The organism is Kribbella turkmenica, from assembly GCF_004348725.1.
GTDB lineage: Bacteria > Actinomycetota > Actinomycetes > Propionibacteriales > Kribbellaceae > Kribbella > Kribbella turkmenica.
Map to the genome: position 1 here is coordinate 25123 of NZ_SMKR01000032.1, position 24884 is coordinate 50006.

Annotated in this window: 22 protein-coding genes and 1 pseudogene; 7 read left to right on the plus strand and 16 right to left on the minus strand. The window is 69.7% G+C overall.

Features of this window, described 5'->3' with window-relative positions:
* Nucleotides 1-49 precede the first annotated feature (49 nt).
* On the plus strand, nt 50-1531 hold the full coding sequence (locus E1218_RS10000; protein WP_132318574.1) for a S8 family peptidase: 1482 nt from the start codon (nt 50-52) through the stop codon (nt 1529-1531).
* Between the two features lie 23 nt (nt 1532-1554).
* Here the strand turns inward: E1218_RS10000 and bsaP are convergent, their stop codons facing one another.
* The 4 genes from bsaP to E1218_RS10020 form a co-directional block, all read right to left on the minus strand.
* Complete coding sequence (gene bsaP, locus E1218_RS10005) at nt 1555-1755, minus strand: biotin synthase auxiliary protein BsaP (protein WP_132318576.1); 201 nt, start codon at nt 1753-1755, stop codon at nt 1555-1557.
* A complete protein-coding gene (gene bioB / locus E1218_RS10010; protein ID WP_132318578.1) occupies nt 1752-2747 on the minus strand; it encodes a biotin synthase BioB in 996 nt (331 codons plus the stop codon). Before bioB ends, bsaP begins: the two co-directional genes overlap by 4 nt.
* A gap of 610 nt (nt 2748-3357) precedes the next feature.
* Complete coding sequence (locus tag E1218_RS10015; protein ID WP_132318580.1) at nt 3358-5049, minus strand: GMC oxidoreductase; 1692 nt, start codon at nt 5047-5049, stop codon at nt 3358-3360.
* A gap of 21 nt (nt 5050-5070) precedes the next feature.
* On the minus strand, nt 5071-6663 hold the full coding sequence (locus E1218_RS10020) for a succinic semialdehyde dehydrogenase (protein ID WP_132318582.1): 1593 nt from the start codon (nt 6661-6663) through the stop codon (nt 5071-5073).
* A gap of 205 nt (nt 6664-6868) precedes the next feature.
* Here E1218_RS10020 and E1218_RS10025 point away from each other — a divergent pair, with 205 nt between their 5' ends.
* Together E1218_RS10025 and E1218_RS10030 are read left to right on the plus strand one after the other, a co-directional pair.
* Nucleotides 6869-8320: a hypothetical protein gene (locus tag E1218_RS10025; RefSeq protein ID WP_132318584.1), complete on the plus strand. Its 1452-nt coding sequence runs from the start codon at nt 6869-6871 to the stop codon at nt 8318-8320.
* A gap of 62 nt (nt 8321-8382) precedes the next feature.
* On the plus strand, nt 8383-9291 hold the full coding sequence (locus E1218_RS10030; RefSeq protein ID WP_132318586.1) for a TIGR03086 family metal-binding protein: 909 nt from the start codon (nt 8383-8385) through the stop codon (nt 9289-9291).
* Here the strand turns inward: E1218_RS10030 and E1218_RS10035 are convergent.
* The 7 genes from E1218_RS10035 to E1218_RS10065 all read right to left on the minus strand — a co-directional run bounded on the left by E1218_RS10035 (nt 9288) and on the right by E1218_RS10065 (nt 16431).
* A complete protein-coding gene (locus E1218_RS10035) occupies nt 9288-9689 on the minus strand; it encodes a hypothetical protein (RefSeq protein ID WP_132318588.1) in 402 nt (133 codons plus the stop codon). The two genes, E1218_RS10030 and E1218_RS10035, sit on opposite strands and share 4 nt — an antisense overlap.
* Nucleotides 9690-9746: 57 nt before the next feature.
* Nucleotides 9747-10019 carry a hypothetical protein gene (locus E1218_RS10040; RefSeq protein WP_132318590.1) on the minus strand — a complete coding sequence of 91 codons (273 nt, stop codon included), beginning with the start codon at nt 10017-10019 and terminating at the stop codon, nt 9747-9749.
* Nucleotides 10020-10023: 4 nt separating this feature from the next.
* A complete protein-coding gene (locus tag E1218_RS10045) occupies nt 10024-11130 on the minus strand; it encodes a GuaB3 family IMP dehydrogenase-related protein (protein ID WP_132318592.1) in 1107 nt (368 codons plus the stop codon).
* 27 nt (nt 11131-11157) lie between these two features.
* Nucleotides 11158-12669: an IMP dehydrogenase gene (gene guaB, locus E1218_RS10050; protein WP_132318594.1), complete on the minus strand. Its 1512-nt coding sequence runs from the start codon at nt 12667-12669 to the stop codon at nt 11158-11160.
* Between the two features lie 147 nt (nt 12670-12816).
* A complete protein-coding gene (locus E1218_RS10055; protein WP_132318596.1) occupies nt 12817-14220 on the minus strand; it encodes a hypothetical protein in 1404 nt (467 codons plus the stop codon).
* Entirely contained in the window at nt 14213-14833 is a 621-nt protein-coding gene (gene shbA / locus E1218_RS10060) for an RNA polymerase sigma factor ShbA (RefSeq protein WP_132318598.1), read from the minus strand. Before shbA ends, E1218_RS10055 begins: the two co-directional genes overlap by 8 nt.
* A 110-nt stretch (nt 14834-14943) precedes the next feature.
* Entirely contained in the window at nt 14944-16431 is a 1488-nt protein-coding gene (locus E1218_RS10065; RefSeq protein WP_202865893.1) for an AAA-type ATPase lid domain-containing protein, read from the minus strand.
* 166 nt (nt 16432-16597) lie between these two features.
* Between E1218_RS10065 and E1218_RS10070 the strand changes: the two genes are divergently transcribed.
* The 3 genes from E1218_RS10070 to E1218_RS10080 are packed head-to-tail and all read left to right on the plus strand — an operon-like array spanning nt 16598 to nt 19435.
* Entirely contained in the window at nt 16598-17635 is a 1038-nt protein-coding gene (locus E1218_RS10070; protein ID WP_132318600.1) for an amidohydrolase family protein, read from the plus strand.
* A 1-nt stretch (nt 17636) separates the two neighbouring features.
* A complete protein-coding gene (locus tag E1218_RS10075) occupies nt 17637-18404 on the plus strand; it encodes an iron-sulfur cluster assembly protein (protein ID WP_132318602.1) in 768 nt (255 codons plus the stop codon).
* The gene (locus E1218_RS10080; RefSeq protein WP_233712132.1) at nt 18401-19435 is read left to right on the plus strand and encodes an NAD(P)-dependent alcohol dehydrogenase; all 1035 of its coding nucleotides are present in this window, start codon (nt 18401-18403) and stop codon (nt 19433-19435) included. The genes E1218_RS10075 and E1218_RS10080 overlap by 4 nt, the downstream gene beginning before the upstream one ends.
* Before the next feature lie 12 nt (nt 19436-19447).
* On the opposite strand, the gene E1218_RS10085 is transcribed toward E1218_RS10080, so the two are convergent.
* From E1218_RS10085 to groES, 4 genes are all read right to left on the minus strand, one after another.
* Nucleotides 19448-20137 (minus strand): DNA alkylation repair protein, encoded by a 690-nt coding sequence (locus E1218_RS10085; protein ID WP_132318604.1) that lies wholly within the window; start codon nt 20135-20137, stop codon nt 19448-19450.
* Nucleotides 20138-20150: 13 nt separating this feature from the next.
* Nucleotides 20151-20609 (minus strand): GNAT family N-acetyltransferase, encoded by a 459-nt coding sequence (locus E1218_RS10090; protein ID WP_132318606.1) that lies wholly within the window; start codon nt 20607-20609, stop codon nt 20151-20153.
* A gap of 80 nt (nt 20610-20689) precedes the next feature.
* Nucleotides 20690-22309 (minus strand): chaperonin GroEL, encoded by a 1620-nt coding sequence (gene groL / locus E1218_RS10095; protein ID WP_132318608.1) that lies wholly within the window; start codon nt 22307-22309, stop codon nt 20690-20692.
* A gap of 164 nt (nt 22310-22473) precedes the next feature.
* Nucleotides 22474-22770: a co-chaperone GroES gene (groES, locus tag E1218_RS10100; RefSeq protein ID WP_130384566.1), complete on the minus strand. Its 297-nt coding sequence runs from the start codon at nt 22768-22770 to the stop codon at nt 22474-22476.
* A 317-nt stretch (nt 22771-23087) separates the two neighbouring features.
* Here groES and E1218_RS10105 point away from each other — a divergent pair, with 317 nt between their 5' ends.
* A complete protein-coding gene (locus E1218_RS10105) occupies nt 23088-24242 on the plus strand; it encodes a class I SAM-dependent methyltransferase (RefSeq protein WP_132318610.1) in 1155 nt (384 codons plus the stop codon).
* A gap of 240 nt (nt 24243-24482) precedes the next feature.
* Here the strand turns inward: E1218_RS10105 and E1218_RS35975 are convergent.
* Nucleotides 24483-24884 (minus strand): annotated as a pseudogene (locus E1218_RS35975) (hypothetical protein); the annotation flags it as partial.

Sequence of the window (24884 nt, forward strand, 5' to 3'; positions counted from 1 at the left end):
ACCGCGTCCGCCCGACGCCGTGGCCGGTCCCGTCAAGTGAGGAGACACTATGCGCAGCCCCAGGGCCCTGATCGGCGCCGCCGCGGCCGGTCTGCTGGCCGTGACCATCACCGTCCCGGTGCACGCCCAGCAGACCGCGCCGGCTCCGATCCAGCCGTTCCTGAGCCGCCAACTCGACCAACTCGGATCCCTGCCCCTGCTGCAGCAACGGGCCACCGTGCTCGTCCACGGCACCGACCTCGCGGCCGCCCGGAACGCGGTCAAGGCCAGTGGCCTGAAGCAACTGACGTCGTACGACAAGATCGGCGTAGTGGTTGCTGAGGGCACCAGCTCGCAAATTCGGGCCGCGCGGACCGAACCGGGGGTGACGTACCTCGAGGGCAACCAACCGATCAGGACCAGCCTGTCGACGTCCAATACCGCCACCCGCGGCGCCGAGGCCGTCACCACCCGGACCGGTGCGGACGGCAATCCGCTCGACGGCCGTGGCGTCAGCGTCGCGGTGATCGACACCGGCGTGGATCCGGCCCACCCGTTCTTCCGCAACGCCGACGGCACCTCGGCGGTGGTGAAGAACCTGAAGATCGTCTGCGACCCGCTGACCGAGACGAACTGCGCGCCGGTCGACGCGGGCTCGGCCGACACCGACCTGCTGTCGGGCGGCGGCCACGGCACGCACGTCAACGGCATCGTCGCCGGTCGCCCCGTCACGCTGTCGGACGGCACCAAGATGCAGGGAGCGGCACCGGGTGCCTCGCTGGTGTCCATCTCGGTCGGCGCCGTCCTGTTCGTCGTCGGCGCGGACGCCGCGCTCAACTGGGTGCTGGAGAACCACGAGGCGCCGTGTGGTGCCGGCGTCCCGGCCAGCACCTGCCCGCCGATCAAGGCGACCAACAACTCCTACGGCCCGAGTGGCGGCGGCGAGTTCGACCCGAACTCGGCGACCGTGAAGCTGCAGCGAGCGCTCGCGGCCGAGGACGTCGTGACGGTCTGGGCCGCAGGCAACGACGGCGGTGACGGCAGCGAGTCGCTGACCAACCCGCCCGGCCAGGACCCGACCGGCGGCATCCTGTCCGTCGCCTCGTACTTCGACCAGAACACGGGCACCCGCGACGGCCAGATCTCCTCGTACTCGTCCCGCGGCGAGAACGGCAGCGTTTCCACCTACCCGGACATCTCCGCTCCAGGCGAGGACATCACCTCGTCGTGCCGGATCTACCTGCCGATCTGCTCCACCGGGCTGGATCCGCGCAACGCCGGCGACTACAACACCATCAGCGGTACATCGATGGCCGCTCCGCACATCGCCGGCATCGTCGCCCAACTGTTCCAGGCGAATCCGTCGGCGACCGCGGCACAGGTCGAGACCGCGCTGATTTCGACGGCGCACCAGTACACCGACGGCGCGGCGTACGAGCAGGATCCGCGCGGCGGCCGAACCTCGTTCGACAAGGGACACGGACTGGTCGACGTCGTGGCCGCGTCCGGCGCGATCGACTCACCGGCGGTGAAGCGGCGCCCCCGCCGGTAACGCGCGGGCGCTGCCGAACCCGGTTACCGGCGGTCGGACGAGACGTCGCCGTGGACCGAGCAGCGCGCTGACCAGCCCATCGGATGGACTTGTACGACCATCCGGCGCCGGCACTCGGCGCAGTACCTGGGCGGCTCCAGCATCAAGGCCCGACGGCAGTCCTCGTGACTGCCGTCGGCCTGCTCCTGGCCGCAATGACCGCAGTACATGTCCAGAGTGGTCATAGCGTCTTCTGGAGTTCCTTGACCGGCATCTTCAGCTCGGCCAGCAGGTCGAGGTCGGCAGTCGCCGGGCGGCCCAGGGTGGTCAGGTAGTTGCCGACGATGACCGCGTTGATGCCGCCGAGCAGGCCGTCGCGGGTGCCCAGGTCGCCCAGGGTCAGCTCGCGGCCGCCGGCGTACCGGAGCACCGTCCGCGGCATCGCCAGCCGGAACGCCGCGATCGTCCGCAGCGCGTCCTTGCCGGCCATGATCTCCAGGCCGCCGAACGGCGTACCCGGGCGCGGGTTGAGGAAGTTCAGCGGCACCTCGTGCGGGTCCAGCTCGGCCAGCTGCGCGGCCAGCTCGGCGCGCTGCTCGAGCGTCTCCCCCATCCCGACCAGGCCGCCGCAGCACAGCTCCATGCCGGACGCCTTGACCATCAGGCAGGTCTCCCAGCGCTCCTCGAACGAGTGCGTGGTGACGACGTCGCCGAAGTACGAGCGGGCCGACTCGAGGTTGTGGTTGTAGCGGTGCACCCCCAACGCCTTGAGCTCGTCCACCTGTTCCTGTGTCAGCATGCCGAGTGAGCAGGCGATGTTGATGTCGACCTCGGCGTTGATCGCCTCGATGCCGGCCTTCACCTGCGACATCAGCCGCTGGTCCGGGCCGCGGACGGCGGCGACGATGCAGAACTCGGTCGCACCGGTCTTCGCGGTCTCCTTGGCCGCCTCGACCAGCTCGGGGATGTTCAGCCAGACCGAGCGGACCGGCGAGGTGAACTGGCCGGACTGCGAGCAGAAGTGGCAGTCCTCCGGGCAGCCGCCGGTCTTCAGTGAGATGATCCCCTCGACCTCGACCTCCTCACCGCACCACTGCACCCGGACCTCGTGCGCGAGGGCGAGCAGGTCGGCCAGCTGGTCGTCCGGCGACCGCAGCACCTCGATCAGCTGCTCCTGGCAGAGGCCGACGCCCTGCTCCAGAACCTGCTTCCGGGCCACCTCGAGGATGTCGCTCATCGTTCTCCTGCCTCATCTGACGGTCGCCACCGTAAGGGTGTGCGTGGCATCGCCAGCCACACCTTAGGTCAGCCGGCCTGCAAGTCTCTGCGAGGGGCGTCACGTGGAACACCCGGGGCCCGGTCGACTCAGCACTCTCCGCAGCGTCCGGAAAACTTTCTGGATTTTCTGCGGAACCTCGTAACCCCTTGTAGAGGGCCTCGTTGATGTGTGCAGAGGCGGTTACCGCAAGGGAGACCGCCACCCGGTTACCGGGAGCGACGAATCGCCGATCATTACGATCAGCACGCAGAGTGGTCACAACCACTTGCGAAGGCTCGAAACTCCGGAAATCGGATGTAAGGTAGTGACCAAGAGCTCGGGTCGCCAGCTGTGGTTGGTGACCCGATCCCAAAAGCGCCGGGCGCCTCACCCCGGCTTGAGTGGGTCCCTCGGGAAACGATTTGGGCGGAAACGTTCCCGAGGGACCTGCTCCCTTTTCTGGCCCCTTTCCGGCCCCTTTTTCGGGCCTTTCGGAATACCTCCCGAACCTCAGCAGTCACATCAGTTGCTGAGGTTTTCTCATTTCACCTGACAGCGCGTGAACTATTGCCGTTGTGTTACGGATCCGTCACAGCCTGTTCGGCACGATCGGCAACCGCAGAGCCCCGGGCGCATCGGCCGGTACGACGGGCCGGGCCGGCTTCACCGGTTGCACCCGCCGGTACGCCGATCCTGCCGGCGGCCGGACATCCTCCTCGCCCTTGTTCGGCCAGAACGACAGCGCGCGCTCGGCCTGGGCGGTGATCGTCAGCGACGGGTTGACTCCCAGATTCGCCGAGATCGTCGACCCGTCCAGGATGTGCAGGCCGTCGTACCCGTAGACCCGGTGGTACGGGTCGACCACGCCGGTTTCGGGTGAGTCGCCGATCGCGCAGCCGCCGATGAAGTGCGCGGTCATCGGGACGTTGAACGGCTCGCCGATGGTGCCGCCCGGCGTACCGTTCATCAGCTTCGCCATCCGCCGGACCACCTGGTTCGCGACCGGGATCCAGGACGGATTCGGCGCTCCGTGGCCCTGCTTCGAGGTCAGCCGCCAGCGGCCGAACCGGTCCCGCGTGCCGTACGTCGTGATCGAGTTGTCCGCGGTCTGCATCACCAGCGCGATCACGGTCCGCTCGGACCAGTGCCTCAGGTCGTACAGCCGGCGGATGTTCTTGCGCTGGACGCCGAGCTCGCGCAGCCAGGTCCGCCAGCGCGGCCGGTCGCCGTCGCCGTCGGTGAGGACGGTCTGCAGCAATGACATCGCGTTGCTGCCCTTGCCGTACCGGACCGGTTCGATGTGAGTGATGTCGTCGGGATGGAACGACGAGGTGATCGCGACCCCGCGGCTGTAGTCGACGTCCCGGTCGCGGGCGATCGCCCCGACCAACGACTCGGAGTTCGTCCGGGTGAGCACGCCGAGCCGGTCCGACAGCCGCGGCAGTCTGCCTTCGTCCCGGAGCCGGTGCAGCAGTTTCGCCGTCCCCAGGGCCGAGGCGGCGAACACCACCTGCTGGGCGGTGAACCGGCGCGTGCTCCTCCGGTTCGCGGTCCGGCGGGTGTCGACGGCATACCCGCCGTTCGCCAGCGGCTCGACCGAGGTGACCGTGGTCATCGGGTACACGTCGGCGCCGGCCTTCTCGGCCAGATAGAGGTAGTTCTTGGTCAGTGTGTTCTTCGCGTTGTGCCGGCAGCCGGTCATGCACTCGCCACAGTCGATGCAACCGGTACGGCGTGGGCCCGCGCCACCGAAGTACGGGTCGTCGACCTCGACGCCGGGCTGGCCGAAGAAGACGCCGACCGGGGTCGGGTGGAACGTGTCCCCGGCCCCCATGTCGTCCGCGACCTGCTTCATCACCCGGTCGGCCGGGGTGAAGTGCGGGTACGTCGTCACGCCGAGCATCCGCTTCGCCTGGTCGTAGTACGGGGCGAGCTCGGACTTCCAGTCGGTGATGTGCGCCCACTGACGGTCGGTGTAGAACGCGGGCAGCGGCTCGTACAGCGTGTTGGCGTAGACCAGGCTGCCGCCACCGACCCCCGCGCCGGACAGGATGATGACGTCCCGCAGCGCGCTGATCCGCTGGATGCCGTACCAGCCGAGCTTCGGCGCGAACAGGAACCGGCTCTTGTCCCAGGAGTTCTTCGCGAACCCCGCGTCCTCGAACCGTGCGCCGGCCTCGAGCACCGCGACCTTGTAGCCCTTCTCGGTCAACCGCAGGGCTGACACGCTGCCGCCGAACCCCGACCCGATGACTACGACGTCGTAGTCATGCTGCCCCATGCACGTCCTCGCTTCGCTCGGTCATGGACGGCCCAGTTTCTTGAGCACCCGGAGGGCTCCGGTGATCAGCTCGGCGTACGTCTCGTCGGACATGCCGTGCGAGGCGGCGATCGGGAGCACGCGCTGGGTGGCGATCGCCTGCGAGTTGACGTACCGGTGGATGCCCTCGGCACCCTGGCGGCGGCCGAGGCCGGAGGACCGCATGCCGCCCATCGGGGTGTCGATCGAGCCGAACGTCGCGCCGTACGCCTCGTTGACGTTCACCGTCCCCGCCACCAGTTGCGCCGCGATCGCCCGGCCGCGGCGGCCGTCCCGGGTGTAGACGCTCGCGTTCAGCCCGTACTCGCCCTCGTTCGCGCGCTGGATCGCCTCGGACTCGTCGGAGAACCGGTAGATCGACACCACCGGCCCGAACGTCTCGTTGTCGAAGCACTCCATCTCCGGCGTCACGCCGGACAGCACGGTCGGCTCGTAGAACAGCGGTCCGATGTCCGGCCGGGCCTTGCCACCCGCGAGCACGACGGCCCCCTTGGACCGCGCGTCCTCGACGTGCCGGGTGACGGTCTCCAGCTGCGCCTTCGAGATCAGCGAGCCCATGTCGACGTCCCAGCCGGTCCCCGCGGACAACCGGAGCTTCTTCACCCGGTCGATGAACGCCGTGACGAACGCGTCGTACACCTGGTCGGCGACGTACAGCCGCTCCATCGAGACGCACAACTGACCGGCGCTCGAGAAGCATGCCCGGACGGCGCCTTCCGCGGCCCGGTGGATGTCGGCGTCGCGGAGCACGAGCATCGGGTTCTTGCCGCCGAGCTCGAGGCTGCAGCCGATCAGCCGCTCGCCGGCCTGCTGCGCGACCAGCCGGCCGGTCCGGGTCGAGCCGGTGAAGCAGACGTAGTCGGTGTTCTGGATGATCGCGCCGCCGACCGTCGGGCCGTCGCCGTGCACCGGCTGCCAGGCTTCGCGCGGCAGACCGGCGTCGTACAGCAGCTCGATCGCCCGGAGCGCGGTCAGCGGGGTCTGGCTGTCGGGCTTGTGAACCACGGTGTTGCCGGCCAGTACTGCCGGGAGACCGTCGCTGATCGCCATGCTGAGCGGGTAGTTCCAGGGCGAGATGACGCCGACGACACCCTTCGGCACGAACCGCTGCTCGGCCCTGGTGAGGATCGGGAACATCCCCAGCTTGCGCTGCGGGTCGAGCAGTTCGGCGGCCTTGCGCCCGTAGTACCGGGCGGTGAGGGCGACGTGCGCGACCTCCTCGAAGGCCTGCTTGCGGGCCTTGCCGGACTCGAGGATCACCAGGTCCACGAGCTCGTGCCGGTGGTCGAGGACCAGGTCGTGGTAGCGCAGCAGGATCGCGGCGCGCTCGGCGAGCGGCACCCGCTTCCAGGTCTGCTGCGTCCGTCGCGCCGACCGGACCGCGGCAACCACGTCCTCCGGGCTGGACACCGGCAGCGTCGCGATCGGCTGACCGGTCGCCGGTGCGTACGACGTCCGGGCGCCGGCCGAGGCGCGGAGCAGCCCCGACAACCGGCGGACGACCGACTGGTCGGTGGCGTACGACGCGGTCGGATCGAGCTCCGGGTCGGCAGGAATCGACGTCTGCTCGCTCATGCCTCCACCTCGCTGGCGCTCGGCTCCGGCATGAGCGAGAACGCTCCTGTGCCTGTGATTCGCTCGCTCCGCTCGCTCATGACCCCAGGCTACCTGTCGGTAATAGCCATGTCAGTACCGGAAATCGCTCGTGTCAGCCCTAAGAGTTCCGCCCTGTGGAGCACTAAGGTGTTCGGTTGAACCTGCGAAGGGGTGGAACGTCGAGATGGTGGACAGCGGGGGGCTGTGGACGCCTCCTGAGGACGAGCTCGCTGAGGCTCTGCAGACTGCTCAGGTCCTGATCGAGGAAGGCCGGGCCGATGAGGCCGGGCCGTACCAGCAGCGTGTCATCGAGCTGGCCCGGGAACGCGCCGAGGGGCACCCGGACCACTACGAGGCCAAGCACCTGATGGCCGCGACGCAGTACGAGCTGGCCGGCTCGCTGAACGCGTCCGGGCGGCACGAGGAAGCGCTTGCCGCGCTGCACGAGGCCCAACTCGGCTACACCGAGCTCAGCGACGCCGGCGTCCTGGACGCCACCTCCTTCCTGGCCGATGTCCGCGCCCGGCGGGCGATGACTCAGGCACACCGCGGCCACGGCGCGACCGCCGTACTCGAGATGGACGGCGCGGTGATCGCGTACGGGCAGCTCGTCGGCGGCGAGGACGGGCCGAAGCACCAGCCGGACTTCGCCCGCGTGCTGGCGATGAACGCGCTCATCCTGCGCCGGTACGGCGACCCCGCACTGGCGGTCGCGTCCGCCGACGCGGCGACCCAGCTGTTCCTGCAACTGGCGGACCAGATCAACGAGAGCCCGCAGTCGCTGTCCTACGCGCGCTACCTGTGTACGGCGGCCGCCGTGTCCGCCGACGTGCACGCGGCCGAGGGCCGGCTCGACCTCGCGCTCGAGGCCGACGAGATCGGCCTCACCACCGCGGACACGCTCGCGGACTCGGAATCGGCGACCGACCTGCGCACGTTGGTGGCCGCCCTCACCCGCAAGGGCAAGCACCTCAGCGTCGTCGGCCGGATCATGGAAGGCGAGAGCTGCCTGAGCACGGCGTTCGCCACCGACGCGGAGACCGCGCAACGGGTCACCGAGGAGCTGGACCGCGGACTGCCGCTGAGCCTGGTCGCGGCGCTGGAGAACGCGGAGCTCAGACTCGGGCCGTTCGAGCAGTACCACCGGCTGCTGGCGCTGAGCGAGCCCGCGCCGGGGATGACGCTGGCGACGGTCTCGGGCCGGACCGATCCGGAGTCGGCCGCGGTCCGCGCGAGCGAGCTGGCCGAGTTGATCCGGCCGCTGCTGCTGCAGGACGTCGACACCGCACTCACGCTGGGGATGGAGGCGCACTACCTGTTCGCGATCTCGTCCGAGCGGGAGTCGCACCGGATGCGGTACGAGACCAGCAAGTACGCGCCGGTCTGGGCGCAGGTGCTGCTCGCCATCTCCGAGGCGTACTACCAGGCCGGGCGGATCGACCTGGCGCTCGACCTCGGCGGCTGGTGCGCGGAGGTCGCGACCGCCCTGATCCCGTTCACCGACGACGACTCGGTGATGAAGTACCTGGCCGGCTCCTGCTACCGGCACCACGGCGACCTGCTCGCGGCCACCGGCGACCTGTTGGCCTCCCAGCACGCCCACGAGGCCGCGCAGCAACTCCAGCTCGGCCGGTAACCACCAGGTCATTGACGGCCCCTGCACTCAGGCGGACGCTGACGCTGAGAGGGGGAACGATCATGCATGTGGTGCAACTGCACAATCGAACCGTCGACGGCTTCGCCAGGTTGGTCAACCAGGTGGCGCCCGACCAATGGACGGCTCCGACGCCCTGCACGGACTGGAACGTCCGTGAGCTGGTCAACCACGTCGTCGGCGAGGAGCGCTGGTCCGTCCCGCTGATGGAGGGCAAGACCATCGCCGAGGTCGGCGACGCCCTCGACGGCGACCTGCTCGGCGACGACCCGATAGCCGCCGCAACGGCAGCCGCCCGGGCCGCTCAGGCCGCGGCCGACCAGCCGATCGAGAAGGTCCATCTCTCGTACGGCGACGAGGAGCCGGCCGAGTACCTGCGCCAACTGGCCGCGGACCACCTCGTGCACGGCTGGGACCTGGCTGCCGCGATCGGCGCCGAACCGCAGCTCGACCCGGACCTGGTGGACGAGGTCGCCACCTGGTTCGCCGAGCGCGCCGAGCTGCTCCGCTCGATGGGTGCGATCGCCGACCCGGTCGAAGGTTTCTCCGACCCCGGGGACCAGCTCATCGCCGGTTTCGGACGGAACCCGCGCTGGTCGGCGGGCGACTCGGTCGTCGCCGGCTTCGGCGCCGCGTTCAACCGGCGGGACCTGGACGCGGTGATGGCGCTCGTCACCGACGACTGTGTGTTCGAGTCCACCTCACCCGCGCCCGACGGAGTCCGGTCCGAAGGCGCGGACGCCGTACGGGCGGAGTGGGTGAAGCTGTTCGCGAACACCGACGACCCGCGGTTCGAGACCGAGGAATCCGTGGTGCTGGGTGACCGGGCCGTGGTGCGGTGGAGGTACTCCTGGCGGGAGCCGTCCGGTGACCGCGGCCACGTCCGCGGCGTCGACGTACTGCGGCTGCGGGACGGGAAGATCGCGGAGAAGCTGTCCTACGTGAAGGGTTAGGAGTCCTGCAGGTCGGTCTTGAGGGCACCGACGAACAGTCCGGCCTCGGTCTCGGTCATCCCGGTCTCGGAGACGACCAGGGCCGTGGCCTGGTGCAGCTCGCCCTGAGCCTTGAGGGTGCGGGTGCGCTCGGCCAGGTTGGTACCCGGCAAGCGGACGACCGGGGTGACGGTGACCGGTGCGACGTACCGGCCGAGCCGGATGTCGTCGACCAGACCCTTGGCGTGCTTCAGGTCCAGGCCGGTGCGGTCGCGGATCAGCTTGACCGCGTGCACCATCTTCTTGGTGGTGATCAGGAACCGCACCTGATCGATGTCGTCGGAGGAGAGTCGGGCCCGCGCGGCGGCGAGGGCAACGTTGTCGGCGTCCTGGCTGCTCCGTCGGCTGAACAATCCCATGGCGTCATCCTTCCAGAACCACCCGACCCGTGAGGACTGGACGCACGCCGCCCGCGGTCAGCCGGCGAGGAGTTTGCGGACGTCAGCCCAGGCCAGCGCGCCGAGCTCCCGATCGGCCTCGTCGGCGCCGCGGGACGTGCCCATCACCGCGACCCGGTCGTTGCGGGCCGCCAGTTCGTCCAGCGGAAACGACTCCAGCGGGATCTCGCTGATCCGCCGGCCGAACCACGCCGGCGCGAGAACGTCGTACCCCTCGGCCTCGAGGATCCGGGCCCGCTCTACCTCCGGCGGACCGCTCGAGCCGTGCAGGAGCAGGACGCCGGTGCTCATGCCGTCACCCGACGACGACCTCGACCCGCTGGAACTCCTTCAGCTCCGTGTAGCCGGTGGTGGCCATCGCCCGCTTCAGCGCGCCGACCAGGTTCATCGTGCCGTCCGGCACCCAGGACGGGCCGAACAGGATCTGCTCCAGCGTCCCGGTGACGCCGACCTCGACCCGCTCACCGCGGGGCAGGTGGGAGTGCCACGCCTCGGCACCCCAGTGGTACCCACCGCCCGGGGCGTCGCTCGCCCGGGCCAGCGGCGAACCGACCATCACCGCGTCCGCACCGCAGGCGATCGCCTTCGCCACGTCGCCGGACCGCCCGACCGAGCCGTCCGCGATGACGTGCACGTACCGGCCACCGGACTCGTCCATGTAGTCCCGCCGGGCTGCGGCCACGTCGGCCACCGCGGACGCCATCGGCACCGCGACACCGAGCACCTTGCGGGTGGTGTGCGCCGCGCCGCCGCCGAAACCGACCAGCACGCCGGCGGCTCCCGTCCGCATCAGGTGCAACGCGGCCTGGTGCGTCGCGCACCCACCGACGATCACCGGTACGTCGAGGTCGTAGATGAACTGCTTGAGGTTGAGCGGCTCAGCCTGACCCGAGACGTGTTCCGCGGAGACCGTCGTACCCCGGATGACGAACAGGTCGACGCCCGCGTCCACGACGTGCTTGGCGAACTGCTTCGTGCGCTGCGGCGACAGCGCGCCGGCCACGGTGACCCCGGAGTCGCGGATCTCCTGCACCCGCTGCGAGATCAGCTCGGGCTTGATCGGCGCGGAGTAGATCTCCTGCAGCCGGTGGGTCGCCTGCTCCTTGCTGATGCTCGTGATCTCCTCGAGCAGCCCGCTCGGGTCCTCGTACCTGGTCCAGAGACCTTCGAGGTTGAGCACACCGAGACCACCGGCCTTGCCGATCGCGATCGCGGTCGCCGGCGACATCACCGAGTCCATCGGCGCGGCCAGGATCGGCAACTCGAACCGGTACGCGTCGATCTGCCAGGCGACCGAGACCTCCTCCGGGTCCCGCGTCCGCCGCGACGGCACGATCGCGATGTCGTCGAACGCGTACGCCTGCCGGCCCCGCTTGGCGCGGCCGATCTCGATCTCGGTCATCTGGTGTCCTAACGGGTTGCAGGCGGGTCAGCGGCCGGAGTAGTTCGGCGCCTCGACCGTCATCTGAATGTCGTGCGGATGGGACTCCTGCAGACCGGCGGAGGTGATCCGGACGAACCGGCCCTTCTCCTGCAGCTCCGCCACCGTGCGGGCTCCGGTGTACCACATCGACTGCCGCAAGCCGCCGATCAGCTGGTGGGCCACGGCCGACAGCGGCCCCCGGTACGGCACCTGGCCCTCGACGCCCTCGGCGATCAGCTTCTCGTCGGAGCCGACGTCGCTCTGGAAGTAGCGGTCCTTGGAGTACGACTTGCGCAGGCCACCGGACTGCATCGCGCCCAGCGAGCCCATCCCGCGGTAGGCCTTGAACTGCTTGCCGTTGATGAACACCAGGTCGCCGGGCGACTCCTCGCAACCCGCCAGCAGCGAGCCCAGCATGACCGTGTCCGCACCGGCCACGAGGGCCTTGGCGATGTCACCGGAGTACTGCAGGCCGCCGTCGCCGATCACCGGCACCCCGGCCGGCTTGCAGGCCAGCGAGGCCTCGTAGATGGCGGTGACCTGCGGTACGCCGACGCCGGAGACGACCCGCGTCGTACAGATCGAGCCCGGGCCGACGCCGACCTTGACGCCGTCCGCGCCCGCGTCGACCAGCGCCTGGGCGCCCGCACGGGTGCCGACGTTGCCGCCGACCACGTCGACGCCGCGGGTGGCCGGGTCGGCCTTGAGCTTGCGGATGATCTCCAGCTGCGCCTGGGAATGACCGTGCGCGGTGTCCACCACCAGCACGTCGACGCCGGCCTCGACCAGCGTCATCGCGCGCTTGTAGGCCTCGCCGAAGAAGCCGATCGCGCCACCCACGCGCAGCCGGCCGGTGGCGTCCTTGGTGGACAGCGGGAACTTGTCCCGCTTGACGAAGTCCTTGAGCGTGATCAGGCCGGTCAGCTTCCCGGAGTCGTCGACCAGCGGCAGCTTCTCCACCTTGTGCCGGCTCAGCAGCGCCATCGCGTCGTCCGCGGAGATGCCCTGCTTGCCAGTGATCAGCGGCTGCCGGGTCATCACCTCGCGAACCGGCCGGGACAGGTCGTTCTCGAACCGCATGTCCCGGTTCGTCACGATGCCGACCAGGACGCCGGCGTCGTCGACCACCGGGACGCCGGAGATCCGGTACTGCCCGCAGAGCGCGTCGGCCTCGCCGATGGTCGCGTCCGGGCCGATGGTGATCGGCTGCGCGATCATCCCGGACTCGGAGCGCTTGACCAGGTCGACCTGCTGGGCCTGGTCCTCGACCGACAGGTTGCGGTGCAGGACGCCGAGGCCGCCCTGACGGGCCATGGCGATCGCCATCCGCGCCTCGGTGACGGTGTCCATCGCGCTGGACAGCAGCGGGATGTTGACCTCGATGTTGCGGCTCACCCGGGACCGGGTGTTGGCCTCGGAGGGGATGACGTCGGACTCGTTGGGCTGCAGCAGCACGTCGTCGAAGGTGAGACCGAGGACGGCGAACTTGTCGGGAACTCCAGCGGGTGTGATGTCCATGGGGAAAACGAGCACCTTTACACGGCGAGAACGGGACACCATCCTATGCCGCCCCCTGCCGGGTGCCCGAATCGCCCGTCCACAACCGGCTGGTCCCCGGCAGCACGACGTACCCGCCCGGGCGTTGCCGGGCGGGTACGCGCAGTATCAGTTCGTCGGCTTGTTGACGACGCCGAGGATCTTCAGCACGTCCGGGGACGCGGTGGAGCCGTGCGCCCGGGCGATGGCCGCGTGCTTGCCCTCGGCGTACCGGCCGCTGGAGTGCTTGCCCTTGACGTACGTCCTCTTGAGCGAGCCGGTGGTGAGCCTGCCGTTCGAGTGCTTGCCCTCGGCCTTCACCCCGTCGCCGGAGTAGTCCTTCACGCCCGGCACCTCGACCGGTCCCCCGGTCGGCGGCAGGAGCTTCTCGAGCAACTCGGTCAACGGCGCCCGGGCCGGCTCCTCGTCCGCCGGCGGCTGCTTCTGGTCGTCGGCGGGCGAGCTGGTGTCCGCGGGCGTGCTGTCGTCGGCCGGCGGGCTGGTGTCGGCCGGCAGCTGGTCCTCGTCCGGCGAGTCGTTCCCGGACTCCCCGGTGCCCGACCCCGGCGCCTGGTCGGACCCCTGGTTGCCACCCGGCACCGTCGTCGGCGTGCCCGGCGCCGGCGTCGGGTTGGACTCGGTCTCCGTGCCGGTCTCACTGTTCGGCGGCGGAGTCGTGGTCGGGTCGGTGGACGGCAGCGGGTCCGACGGCTGCGTGGTCGGATCGGTGGTCGGATCGGTCGTCGGGTCGCCGGACGGCTGCGTCGTCGCGTCGCCGGAGGGCTCCGTCGTCGGCTCCGTCGTCGGCTCCGTGGTCGGCTCCGTGGTCGGCTCCGTGGTCGGATCCGTGGTCGGATCGTCGCTCGGCTTCTCCCCGTCGACCTGCTCCGGGACGTTCGTCGGCTCCGCGATCACCGGCTCGATGGGATCTTCGACCACCAGCGGCTTCACCGGCACCGGCCGCAGCAGCGGCGGCATGGCTTGCTGCCGGTCCGCAGGCGGGTCGGTGACGAGCGGATCGACCTTGGCCTTCTGCTCCTCGGCTTCCTTCCGCTGCTTCTGCTTCTCCTGGTAGTCCTTCGAGACCTTGACGATCTTGGACTTGTCGACCACGGGCATGCCGTCGAGCTGCTCGGCCGGGAAGCTGGTCTGCGGGCGGACCGCGTCGACCATCTTCTCGATGACCTTCTCGTACGGCGACAGCGGATCGCCGGTGACGGCCGCGGCCACACCGGAGACCGACAGCGCGGCCACCGCGGCGACACCGAGTGCCAGACCACGCGTCGCCACCTTGCGGGCGAACGGGTCCGTCACCGGGTTGAGCGCCGCGCAGCGCGCCAGGAAGCTCTCCGGGTCGTCGATCGTCTCGACCGGCAGCTCGTCCTCGACTTCCACGGCGAGCCGCAGATCGGCCAGCAGCTTCACGGCCGGGTCATGCCCACCCGCGGTCCGCGCGGACTCCCCACCAGCGGCCAGCAGGTCGAGTAGTGCGTCATCGGCGTCGATCGCGTCGAGGTCGAAACGGTCAGCCATGATGCCCCTCCCCTGCTCCTCGTTCCAGCCCTGCCTCATGCCCCACAAACCCCCTGAGCGTGTTCAACGCTCGATGCTGTGCGACCCTCACCGCCCCCGGTGTCATCCCCAGTGCCCGGCCGGTCTCCTCGGCTGACATCCCCGCTACCACCCGGAGCCGCAGGATCTCCCGCAACTTCTCCGGCAACTTCTCCAGCAATCCCATGATGTGCTGGACCTCCGAATGCCGGACCGCGTGCTCCTCCGGCGTCGGTGACTCGTCCGCGCCGTCCGGCAGGTCCGGCGTCGAGACGTCGGCCACCGCGAACGCACGCTGGGCATCGGCGACCTTGCGGGCAGCGATGCCGTAGACGAAAGCCTCGAAAGGCCTTCCCTCGTCACGGTACCGGCCGAGTGCACCGAACACCGCGACACAGACTTCCTGGGCGACGTCGTCGACCATGTCGGCGCCGCCCGGGTACGTCCAGAGCCTCGACCGCACATAGCGGTGGGCCACGGCACGTACCCGTGTGAGCAGGTCGTTGAGAGCTGTCCGGTCACCTTCGCCCGCAAGCGCGGCGAGATCCCTGAGCTCGACCCGGTCGTGGGTGTGCGGTACTTGGACCTCGGTCACCCCTCGCCCCCTCGTGTTGGACCGGTCAGCCTGAAAGATGGTACGGCGCTCACCATCTCTTGCCTAGTGGCAATTGGTGATCACCCCAGACTTGTCATCACGATCCGTCACTACCCGTCCGTACGAATCCCGTACTGGGCGATCTTCCGGTAGATCGTCGCCCGGCTCATCCCGAGCTCGGCGGCCGCGGCCTTCATCGAGATCCCCGGGCGGGCGAGCACCCGGATGATCTCGTCCCGTTCGAACGCCTCGATCCGGGTCAGCCGGTGACCGGGCCCGGATCTGAGCTCGCCGGGCAGGTGCCCGACGTCGATCACGTCGGTACGCCGGGCCGCGTCCTTCACCACCCGGTGCAACTGCTCCACGTTGCCGGGCCACCCGTAGTCCGCCAACGCCCGCTGCGCCGCCGGCGTGAAGTCGACGTCACGCCCGCGTGCCCGGCGGGCGGCGTACCTGGCCAGGGGCAGTACGTCGGTCGGCCGGTCCCTCAGCGGTGACACCTGAACGACGGTGTCCACGAGTGACGCGAGTGCCGCCGGGATGTCCTCGAAGCGTTCGGCCGTCATCGAGAACGGGACCGGGCCGCCCGCATGCAGGACGAGGTCACGCAGACGCTCGGCCACCCAGGCGGGAAGTGCGTCCACGTCACACAGGACCACCGCGGTGTGCGGCTTGCCCAGCTCGGGTGTCCAGAGGGAGAGCCACGCCTCCACGTCCTGTGGCGCCGGCGGGCTCGCGGCGAGGATGCGTTCTCGCGGCCGAGTCTCCCGCTCGGCCTGCGCGAGCACCGTGGATCGTCCTGAGCCCGGCTCGCCGACGGCTGCCACCACCCGGCCGGCGGCCAACGCCGTCTTGGTCAGACTCAGCGCGCTGGTCCAGGAGGTCGACAGAGACCGCAACGTCCCCGACCCCGGCTCCAGGCGAGCCGTCTCGACCCGGAAGACCTCGCCACGGGGCGTGGGCCGAGGACTCCGGCCTCGAGAGCGGGCCAGCATCAGCACAGCGGTGTTGTTGGCCGCGGATTGCGCCAGCGCCAGCAGCAGTTCACTGGACGAGCTGGACCAGGTCGTCAGATTGACACTGCCCTCCAGCCGACCTGTCCGCGGGTCCAGCACCGGCACGGCGGCACAGGTGTACGTGCAGAGGCTCAACGAGTAATGCTCCTCCGCCCGGACCAGCGTCGGCACTCGGTCAGCCAGTGCCAGCCCGAGCCCGTTGGTCCCCGCCTCTCGCTCGGAGTACGCGAACCCAGGGGCCAGATGTACGGCGTCCAGCGCGCGCAACAGGCTGTGGTCGCCGCTGAGCCGGTTGAGCACCAGCCCTTCGGCATCGGTGAGCATCAGGCTGATCGGCTCGGCCGCCAGCGTGCGGTGCAGGTCGGTCAGCACCTCACGACCGCACTGGAAGAACAGCGACTCCTGGTCGAACGTGCCGGTGAAGACCGGCTCCACGTCCTCGACGGAGACGCCGTACTCCTCACTGCGTTGCCAGGAGGCCAGCAGGCGCTCGGGCAGCGCACTGACCGGAGTCAGGTCTCCCTCGATCGGGAGCTGACTGCCCAGCCGCTGGTGGAGCAGCGCGCGCTCAGAGATCGCCACCGGCCGCCTCCTCTCACCATGAGGGTGGGGTCGAGCGTACAACCGGTCCAGTGGGCGCGTGTCTCAGATTGAGACGGCGGGGAGTCTCAGATTGAGACGTTCACCGGCTGCCGCGGGCCGGGGCGCCGTACCTACGTTCTCGTCAACCGCTTGGACGGAGGACGAGATGTACACCAGTAACGGCGAGAACTACTACGTCGTCGACGCCCACATCGCCCTGTGGGACGGCCGGCCGGAGAACCAGCGCAACATCCACGGCAAGCAGTTCATCGACTGCTTCTACGACTACCACCGCAACCTGTCCCCGGAGAGCGAGGTGTGGAGCTACGAGGAGTACCTGTACTACGGCGGCGACCGGCTGATGAAGGACCTCTTCGAGGACGGGTACGTCGACCACGCGGTGTTCCAGCCCGCGTACCTCGGCGAGTTCTACCGGACCGGGTTCGGTCAGACCGAGGAGGCGTTCGCACTCGCGAGCAAGCACCCCGACAAGCTGACCTACAACCACTGCTTCGACCCGCGCAACGGCGAGGCGGGGCTGGACCAGCTGCGGGCTGACGCGGAGCGGTTCCACCTGAAGGGCGTGAAGCTCTACACGGCCGAGTGGCACGGCGACTCCCGTGGCTGGCGCCTCGACGACCCCTGGTCGTACCGCTACCTGGAAGCCTGCCGGGAGCTCGGCGTCACCAACATCCACATCCACAAGGGCCCGACGATCCGGCCGCTGGACCGGGACGCCTTCGACGTCGCCGACATCGACCACGTGGCCACCGACTTCACCGACCTGAACTTCGTCGTCGAGCACGTCGGCCTGCCCCGGCTGGAGGACTTCTGCTGGATCGCCACCCAGGAACCGAACGTGCACGGCGGCCTGGCGGTCGCGATGCCGTTCATCCACACCCGGCCGCGGTACTTCGCCCAGATCATCGGCGAGCTGCTCTACTGGATCGGCGAGGACCGGATCCAGTTCTCCTCCGACTACGCGCTCTGGACGCCGAAGTGGCTGGTCGAGTCCTTCGTCGACTTCGAGATCCCGGCCGACCTGACCGAGTACGCGCCGCTGACGACCGCGCAGAAGAAGAAGATCCTCGGCCTGAACGCCGCCAAGATGTACGACCTCGACGTCCCGGCCGAGCTGCGGCTGCCGGACGCCGACGAGACCGCGACCGGTCCGCGCGGCGCGGACGAGCTCGTGGGGGCGTGAGGTGACCCGGCTGGAGTGCGCGTACGACGCGCTCGGCGCGGTGCTGGACCCGGAGCTCGACGAACCGATCACGCGGCTCGGGTTCGTCCGTTCGCTCGAGGTCCGCGACACCGAGGTCGAGGTCCACCTGCGACTGCCGACCGCGTTCTGCGCACCGAACTTCGCCTACCTGATGGCGTCCGACGCCAAGGACGTACTGACCGCGCTGCCATGGACGGACCTGGTGATCGTCCAGCTCGACGACCATCACGACTCCGGCCTGATCAACGCCGGCCTGGCCGCCGACGCCGGCTACCGCGGGACCTTCCGGCACGAGGCCGAGCAGGACCTCGAGGAGCTCCGGGAGACCTTCCGCCGCAAGGCCCACACCGCCGCGATGGAACGCTGCCTGACCGCCCTGCTCCGGGAACGACCGGAAACCGAGCCCAGCAGGGTCACCCTGGCCGACCTGCCGGCCGGACCGCACCTCGACGCGCTCCACCGGCGCCGCGCCGCCCTCTCCCTACCGGACGACGCCACCGCCCTGATCCTGGTCGACCACGACGGACACGGGTACGACGAAGCCGCCGTACCGCTCGTCCTCCGCCGGGCCCGGGCCACCCGGATCTCGATCGAAGGCAACGCGCACTTCTGCCGCGGCCTGCTGCGCACCCGCTACCCCGACGAACTTCTGGAGGTTGTCACCATGGACGAGCGAAGCGAGTTCATCATCGAGGACAGCGCACCTCGTGTCTCATCCGCGCCCGGAGCGAAGCGAGCACGTGGATGAGCACGATGCGAGCTGTCCAGGTGGTCGGTTACCACCGAAACCTCGAGCTCACCGAGGTGCCGGTCCCCGAGCCCGCCGGGCCGTGGGACGTGATCGTGAAGATCGGCGGCGCCGGAGTCTGCCGGACCGACCTGCACATCCTCGAAGGACAGTGGGCGGACAAGAGCGGCGTCGAGCTCCCCTACACGATCGGCCACGAGAACGCGGGCTGGGTGCACGCCGTCGGCTCCGCCGTCACGAACGTTGCCGAGGGCGACAAAGTGATCCTGCACCCGTTGGTCACCTGCGGTCTCTGCCGGGCCTGCCGATCCGGTGACGACGTGCACTGCGAGTCGTCGGCGTTCCCCGGGATCGACACGAACGGCGGGTACGCCGAGTACCTGCGGACCTCGGCGCGCAGCGTCGTCCGGATCGACGACTCGCTGGAGCCGGCGGACGTCGCGGCGCTCGCGGACGCCGGCCTGACCGCGTACCACGCGGCCGCGAAGGCCGCTCGCCGGCTGACGCCGAGGGACCGCGTCGTCGTCATCGGCGCGGGCGGGCTCGGCCACATCGGCATCCAGGTGCTGAAGGCGCTCACCCCGGCCGAGCTGATCGTGGTCGACCGGAACCCGGACGCGGTCAAGCTGGCAGTCTCGATCGGCGCCGACCACGGCGTGGTTGCCGAGGGCGATCACGTGGACGACGTGCTGGCGCTGACCGGCGGCCACGGCGCCGAGGTGGTGGTCGACTTCGTCGGCGAGGGCGGCGCGACCGCCGAGGGTGTCCGGATGCTCCGGCGGGCCGGCGACTACCACGTCGTCGGGTACGGCGAGGACGTCGTCGTACCGACCATCGACATCATCTCCACCGAGATCAACATCGTCGGCAACCTGGTCGGGTCCTACAACGACCTGTGCGACCTGATGGTGCTCGCGGCCCGCGGTGCGGTCAGGCTGCACACCGCGAAGTACGCACTGGACGACTTCCAGACCGCGATCGACGACCTGGACGGCGGGCGGGTCCGCGGCCGGGCGATCCTGATTCCCTGAAAGGAGCGTCGTTCACTCCAGGTAGGACCGGCGGTCGGCCGGGTCGAGCTTCTCGACGGCGTAGCGCAGGGCGGGTCGTGGCATCCGGGCGGCGTACCGGTCGAGGAAGGCGCGGAGGGCGGGCTCGTCGGCGGTGCCGGCGTACTTGAGCGCGATACCGACGGGTTTGGACACGACCGGGTCGGTGTCGTCGACGAGCAGCTCGGCCAGGGCGAAGAGGTCGGCGAGCGCGTCGCGGTCGCCCGAGCCGGTGAAGGCGAGCGGCGCCGTCATCGCCGTCCGGCGGCGCAGCGGATCGTCCGTCCGGGCCAGCTCGAACAGCGGCGTCCGCGGCTTGTCGAGCAGGTAGCTGCCGACGACGCGCGGGGCGGCCCGGTCGACCATGTCCCAGGTGTCGATCCGGTCGTGCCGGCCGAGGTAGAGCTCGTAGCAGCCGCGACGTTCCCCGGCCGGCAGTCTCGGCTTCCGGACCTTGAAGTCGAGCACGCAGAAGGCCGCCAGGCGCGGTTCGTACTCCGCGACGTCGAGCAGCCGGTCGACCTCGCCCAACGGCAACGCGGTGAACCGCTTGGCGATCTCGAAGAGCGTGCCCATCCGGACCCCGAGAACGGCCGCCGAGCCGTGGTAGTGCTTCTGCGGGTACTCGTCCGGCCGAGCCTGCGATCGCAACTCGTCAACCAGCCCGGATGCCGTCAGATCCATGTTGGGAGAGTAGTCAGGTCGGGGGTTCGAAGTGCAGCAGGTGCGAGGCGTGATCGCCGGCCCAGTCGATCGGCGTGCGACCGGTCTCCCGCCAGCCCGCGCGGCGGTACAGGGCGATCGCCGCGGCGCCCGGCATGTCGACCACCTCGAGCGAGAGCTTGCGTCCCAGGCCGGCGGACGCGGCGGCGCAGTACTCGAGCAACATCCGGCCCGCCCCGGCCCGGGTCGCCCCAGGGTCGACGAACAACCGCTCGACCTGTGCTCCGTCCGGACCGTCCGCCGTCAACGCGACATGGCCGATCACCCGTCCCTCGGCCACGGCCACCCAGCAGCCGAGGCCCTCGACGGGCGTCAACCACGCGCGGGGGTCCGCCGGCCAGTTCACCGGGTAGCCGGCCAGCTCGTGCACGTCCCGCAGCACCTCGACACAGGTCTCGAGGTCCGCGTCGGTGCGCTCGCGGATCTCAGTCACCCGCCCAACCCAATCACAACGAAGAACCGCCCGGTGGTCCGAGTGGACCACCGGGCGGTTCGGGTGCTTCTCACCTGAGGTCAGTGACCGTGACCGTGGCCGTGACCGGCCGCGGTTGGCTCCTCTTCCTCGGGCTTGTCGACCACCAGGGTCTCGGTGGTCAGCAGCAGCGCGGCGATCGAGCCGGCGTTGGCGAGCGCGGACCGGGTCACCTTGACCGGGTCCAGCACGCCCTGGGCCAGCAGGTCGCCGTACTCGCCGGTGGCGGCGTTGAAGCCGCTGCCGGACTCGAGCTCCGCGACCTTCGAGGTCACCACGTAGCCCTCGTACCCGCCGTTCTCGGCGATCCAGCGCAGCGGCTCGACGATCGACTTGCGGACGATCCGGACGCCGGTGGCCTCGTCACCCTCGAGGTCGAGGGAGTTTTCCAGCACGACGGCCGCGTGCACCAGGGCGGAACCGCCGCCGGCGACGATGCCTTCCTCGATCGCGGCCCGGGTCGCGGACACGGCGTCCTCGATCCGGTGCTTCTTCTCCTTCAGCTCGACCTCGGTGGCCGCGCCGACCTTGATCACGCAGACGCCGCCGGCCAGCTTGGCCAGCCGCTCCTGCAGCTTCTCGCGGTCCCAGTCGGAGTCGGTGCGCTCGATCTCGGCCTTGATCTGGTTGACCCGGCCCTCGATGTCGTCGGCCTTGCCGGCGCCCTCGACCACCGTGGTGTCGTCCTTCGTGACCACGATCCGGCGGGCCGAACCGAGCACCTCGAGGCCGACCTGGTCGAGCTTCAGCCCGACCTCCGGGGCGACGACCTGCGCGCCGGTCAGCGCGGCCAGGTCCTCCAGCATCGCCTTGCGGCGGTCACCGAACCCCGGCGCCTTGACGGCGACGGAGGTGAAGTTGCCGCGGATCTTGTTCACCACCAGGGTGGACAGCGCCTCGGCCTCGACGTCCTCGGCGATGATCAGCAGCGCCTTGCCCGACTGCACGACCTTCTCCAGCAGCGGCAGCAGGTCCGCGATCGCGGAGATCTTGCCCTGGTGGATGAGGATGTACGGGTCCTCCAGCACCGCCTCGCCGGCCTCGGCGTCGGTGATGAAGTACGGCGAGATGTAGCCCTTGTCGAACTGCATGCCCTCGGTGAACTCGAGCTCGGTCCCGAAGGTGTTCGACTCCTCGACGGTGATCACACCGTCCTTGCCGACCTTGTCGAACGCGTCCGCGATCAGGCCGCCGATCTCGGCGTCCCGGGCGGAGATGGTCGCGACGTGGGCCATGTCGCCCTTGTTGTCCACCGGCTTGGCGGTGTCGACCAGCTTGGCCGACACGGCCTCGACGGCCGCCTCGATACCGCGCTTGAGGCCCATCGGGTTGGCGCCGGCGGCGACCGCCCGCAGGCCCTCGTGCACCAGTGCCTGCGCCAGCACCGTCGCGGTGGTGGTGCCGTCACCGGCGATGTCGTTGGTCTTGGTGGCGACCTCCTTCGTCAGCTGCGCACCAAGGTTCTCGAACGGGTCGTCCAGCTCGACCTCACGGGCGACGGTGACACCGTCGTTGGTGATGGTCGGGGCACCCCACTTCTTGTCCAGAACGACGTAGCGGCCCTTCGGGCCCAGCGTCACCTTCACCGTGTTCGCGAGCTTGTCGACGCCACGCTCCAGCGCGCGCCGCGCGTTCTCGTCGAACTCGAGGATCTTCGGCATGAAGAAAACCAGTCCTTTTCTGAAATGTCTCGTTGCAGGTGAAGTCCGTCCCACTGTGTCGACCCCGACCGGCCCCCTACGCGCCGGTCAGGCACTGACCGACTCCGCCCCGGCGCCGGTGTGTCGGCACCGGGGCGGTGTCAGTCAGGAACAGTGGGCGGTCGTCACTTGCTGACGACTGCGAGGATGTCGCGGGCGCCCAGGATCAGGTAGTCCTGGCCGTCGTACTTGACCTCGGTGCCGCCGTACTTGGAGTAGATGACCTTGTCACCGACGGCGACGTCCAGCGGGACGCGGTTGCCGTTGTCGTCGATCCGGCCCGGACCGACGGCGAGGATCTCGCCCTCCTGGGGCTTCTCCTTGGCGGTGTCCGGGATCACCAGGCCGGACTTCGTGGTCTGCTCGGCTTCGAGCGGCGCGACGAGGACACGGTCCTCGAGCGGCTTGATCGTGACCGACACTTGCTGACCTCCACGGTCGATTCGCTTGTCTGTGGTTCTCGGGTGGTCGCGCTCCCCTGCCGTCGCGGGAGTCAAGGGCCGGACCGCTGGCACCCTCCACCGGAGAGTGCCAACACTGAATCTAGGCCGCGATTAGCACTCGGTCAACTCGAGTGCCAGATTTCTCCGGGCTCGCAGCCGCTGGACCGGTCAGTACGCCGCGGCCGAGCACCGACCCGCCCCGGGCCGGCGCGCGACGACGACCCGCTCGGCGATGAGTTGGCGCCTGTACCCGTTGGCAACCCGAGGCTGAAGCGAGCCACCTCTAAAGTGGCGGGGTGACAGTCACCGGCTTGCTGGACGGCCCCGGCGCCGAACTCCTCGCCGACGCCTGTGCCGACTACCGGCCCGGCCAGGAGCTCCGACTGGTCGAGAAGCTTCGCCGCCGGTACGACGCCACCCTGGTGACCGCCGCGGTGACCCAGGCCTCGCTGCGCCATCGGGCCGTCGCCAAGTTCGGCCCGGACGCAGTCCGGATGTACTTCACTCCGGACGGCCTGGAGCAAGCGACCCGAAGCACCGTCGGCGCACATCGGGCCCGGCGCATCGCAGCGACACTGGCAGGCTGCAGTGTGGTCGACCTGGGCTGTGGCATCGGTGGCGACCTCATCAGCGCCGCACGTGCGGGCCTGCGGGTCACTGGCGTCGAACGCGACCCGGCCACCGCCGCCACTGCCCGCGCCAACCTGGCCGCCCTCGACCTGCCCGGTGAGGTGCTGGTCGGGGACGCCGAGTCGTTCGACCTCACGCCGTACGACGTGGTGTTCGCGGACCCGGCCCGTCGGGCGGACGGCCGGCGCGTGTTCGACCACAACGCGTACTCACCGCCGTGGACCTTCGTGACCGGACTGCTCAGCCGGACGGCCTGTGTGAAGGTCGCACCGGGCATCCCGCACGACGCCGTACCGGATGGTGTCGAGGCTGAGTGGATCAGTGATGCCGGTGAAGTGAAAGAGGCCGCGTTGTGGTCCGGCCGGTTGTACACCGGGACTCCGCGACGGGCGACGCTTCTGCCGAGTGGCGCTTCGGTCAGTGAGGCGCCCGAAGCTGAGAGCGGGCCGGTGGCGCGGTACATCTACGAACCCGACGGGGCTGTTGTCCGGGCCGGTCTGGTGACGGCGGTGGCGGCCGCGGTCGACGGATGGCTGCTGGATCCGCGGATCGCGTACGTGACCGGGCCGTACCTGGTGCCTACTCCGCTCGCGTCGGCGTACAAGGTGGTGGAAGAGCTGCCGTACAAGGAGAAGGCGCTGCGGTCCTGGGTTCGTACGCAGGGCATCGGCACGCTCGAGATCAAGAAACGCGGCGTCGACGTCGACCCGGCGCAACTGCGGAAGAAACTCGCGCCGAGGGGCCCGGCGGCGGCCACGCTGATCGTCACGCGGATCGGCCGGGACGCGGTCGCCTATTCCTGTCGCCGAGTTGCGCTCTGAGTACAGTCGAACATATGATCGATCTTGCGTGCGGGTCTTCGGGAGACTTCCGGTGGGCGAGGTGCTGCGTCTGCTGCCGCAGACTCCCGGAGACCCGCCACTAGAGCTCGACGTGCGGACGAGGAGCCGTACGTCGGCAAGCTGTTACGCGGGTGCAGTCGTCCGTTCACCTGGCTCCGGCAGAGTCCGGTGGCGAACCGGTCGGCCGCTGACCGCTCACCTGGGGATCAAGCGGCGTACTCACCCCAGGTCTTTGCCCGCTGCTGTGCCCTTCCCCGCATCGCAGCGCGCGACCACGGGCAGCCGCAGCCGCGCGACCGCGATGGCGGCCACCGCGGCCGCCGGGGAAGCCTTCCGTCCGTCCGGCCGAAGCACCTCGTCACCGTCCTCGGAGGCCGGGGACGAAGCAGCGCCGGATCCGGGTGGCAACGGGGTGAGGACTGTGGTGGTGAAGGTGGTGACCAGGGTGTTCCAGTCGGTGTGCCGGCGGAGCATGGCGTGGGTTTCCCCGGCGAGCAGGTAGACCTTGACCGGAGTCCCGGCGGCCCGCAGCCGGCCGGCGTAGGCAGTTGTTGCCCGCGGATCGGTGATCGTGTCCTCGGTCCCGTGGGCGAGGGTGATCGGCGGCCGCACGGCCGGCAG

What these genes read in the sequence shown, in the direction of transcription:
- E1218_RS10000 (WP_132318574.1), top strand. Translation starts at nt 50, where the DNA reads ATGCGCAGCCCCAGGGCCCTGATCGGCGCCGCCGCGGCCGGTCTGCTG.
- bsaP (WP_132318576.1), bottom strand. Translation starts at nt 1,755, where the DNA reads ATGACCACTCTGGACATGTACTGCGGTCATTGCGGCCAGGAGCAGGCC.
- bioB (WP_132318578.1), bottom strand. Translation starts at nt 2,747, where the DNA reads ATGAGCGACATCCTCGAGGTGGCCCGGAAGCAGGTTCTGGAGCAGGGC.
- E1218_RS10015 (WP_132318580.1), bottom strand. Translation starts at nt 5,049, where the DNA reads ATGGGGCAGCATGACTACGACGTCGTAGTCATCGGGTCGGGGTTCGGC.
- E1218_RS10020 (WP_132318582.1), bottom strand. Translation starts at nt 6,663, where the DNA reads ATGAGCGAGCAGACGTCGATTCCTGCCGACCCGGAGCTCGATCCGACC.
- E1218_RS10025 (WP_132318584.1), top strand. Translation starts at nt 6,869, where the DNA reads ATGGTGGACAGCGGGGGGCTGTGGACGCCTCCTGAGGACGAGCTCGCT.
- E1218_RS10030 (WP_132318586.1), top strand. Translation starts at nt 8,383, where the DNA reads ATGCATGTGGTGCAACTGCACAATCGAACCGTCGACGGCTTCGCCAGG.
- E1218_RS10035 (WP_132318588.1), bottom strand. Translation starts at nt 9,689, where the DNA reads ATGGGATTGTTCAGCCGACGGAGCAGCCAGGACGCCGACAACGTTGCC.
- E1218_RS10040 (WP_132318590.1), bottom strand. Translation starts at nt 10,019, where the DNA reads ATGAGCACCGGCGTCCTGCTCCTGCACGGCTCGAGCGGTCCGCCGGAG.
- E1218_RS10045 (WP_132318592.1), bottom strand. Translation starts at nt 11,130, where the DNA reads ATGACCGAGATCGAGATCGGCCGCGCCAAGCGGGGCCGGCAGGCGTAC.
- guaB (WP_132318594.1), bottom strand. Translation starts at nt 12,669, where the DNA reads ATGGACATCACACCCGCTGGAGTTCCCGACAAGTTCGCCGTCCTCGGT.
- E1218_RS10055 (WP_132318596.1), bottom strand. Translation starts at nt 14,220, where the DNA reads ATGGCTGACCGTTTCGACCTCGACGCGATCGACGCCGATGACGCACTA.
- E1218_RS10070 (WP_132318600.1), top strand. Translation starts at nt 16,598, where the DNA reads ATGTACACCAGTAACGGCGAGAACTACTACGTCGTCGACGCCCACATC.
- E1218_RS10080 (WP_233712132.1), top strand. Translation starts at nt 18,401, where the DNA reads ATGAGCACGATGCGAGCTGTCCAGGTGGTCGGTTACCACCGAAACCTC.
- E1218_RS10085 (WP_132318604.1), bottom strand. Translation starts at nt 20,137, where the DNA reads ATGGATCTGACGGCATCCGGGCTGGTTGACGAGTTGCGATCGCAGGCT.
- groL (WP_132318608.1), bottom strand. Translation starts at nt 22,309, where the DNA reads ATGCCGAAGATCCTCGAGTTCGACGAGAACGCGCGGCGCGCGCTGGAG.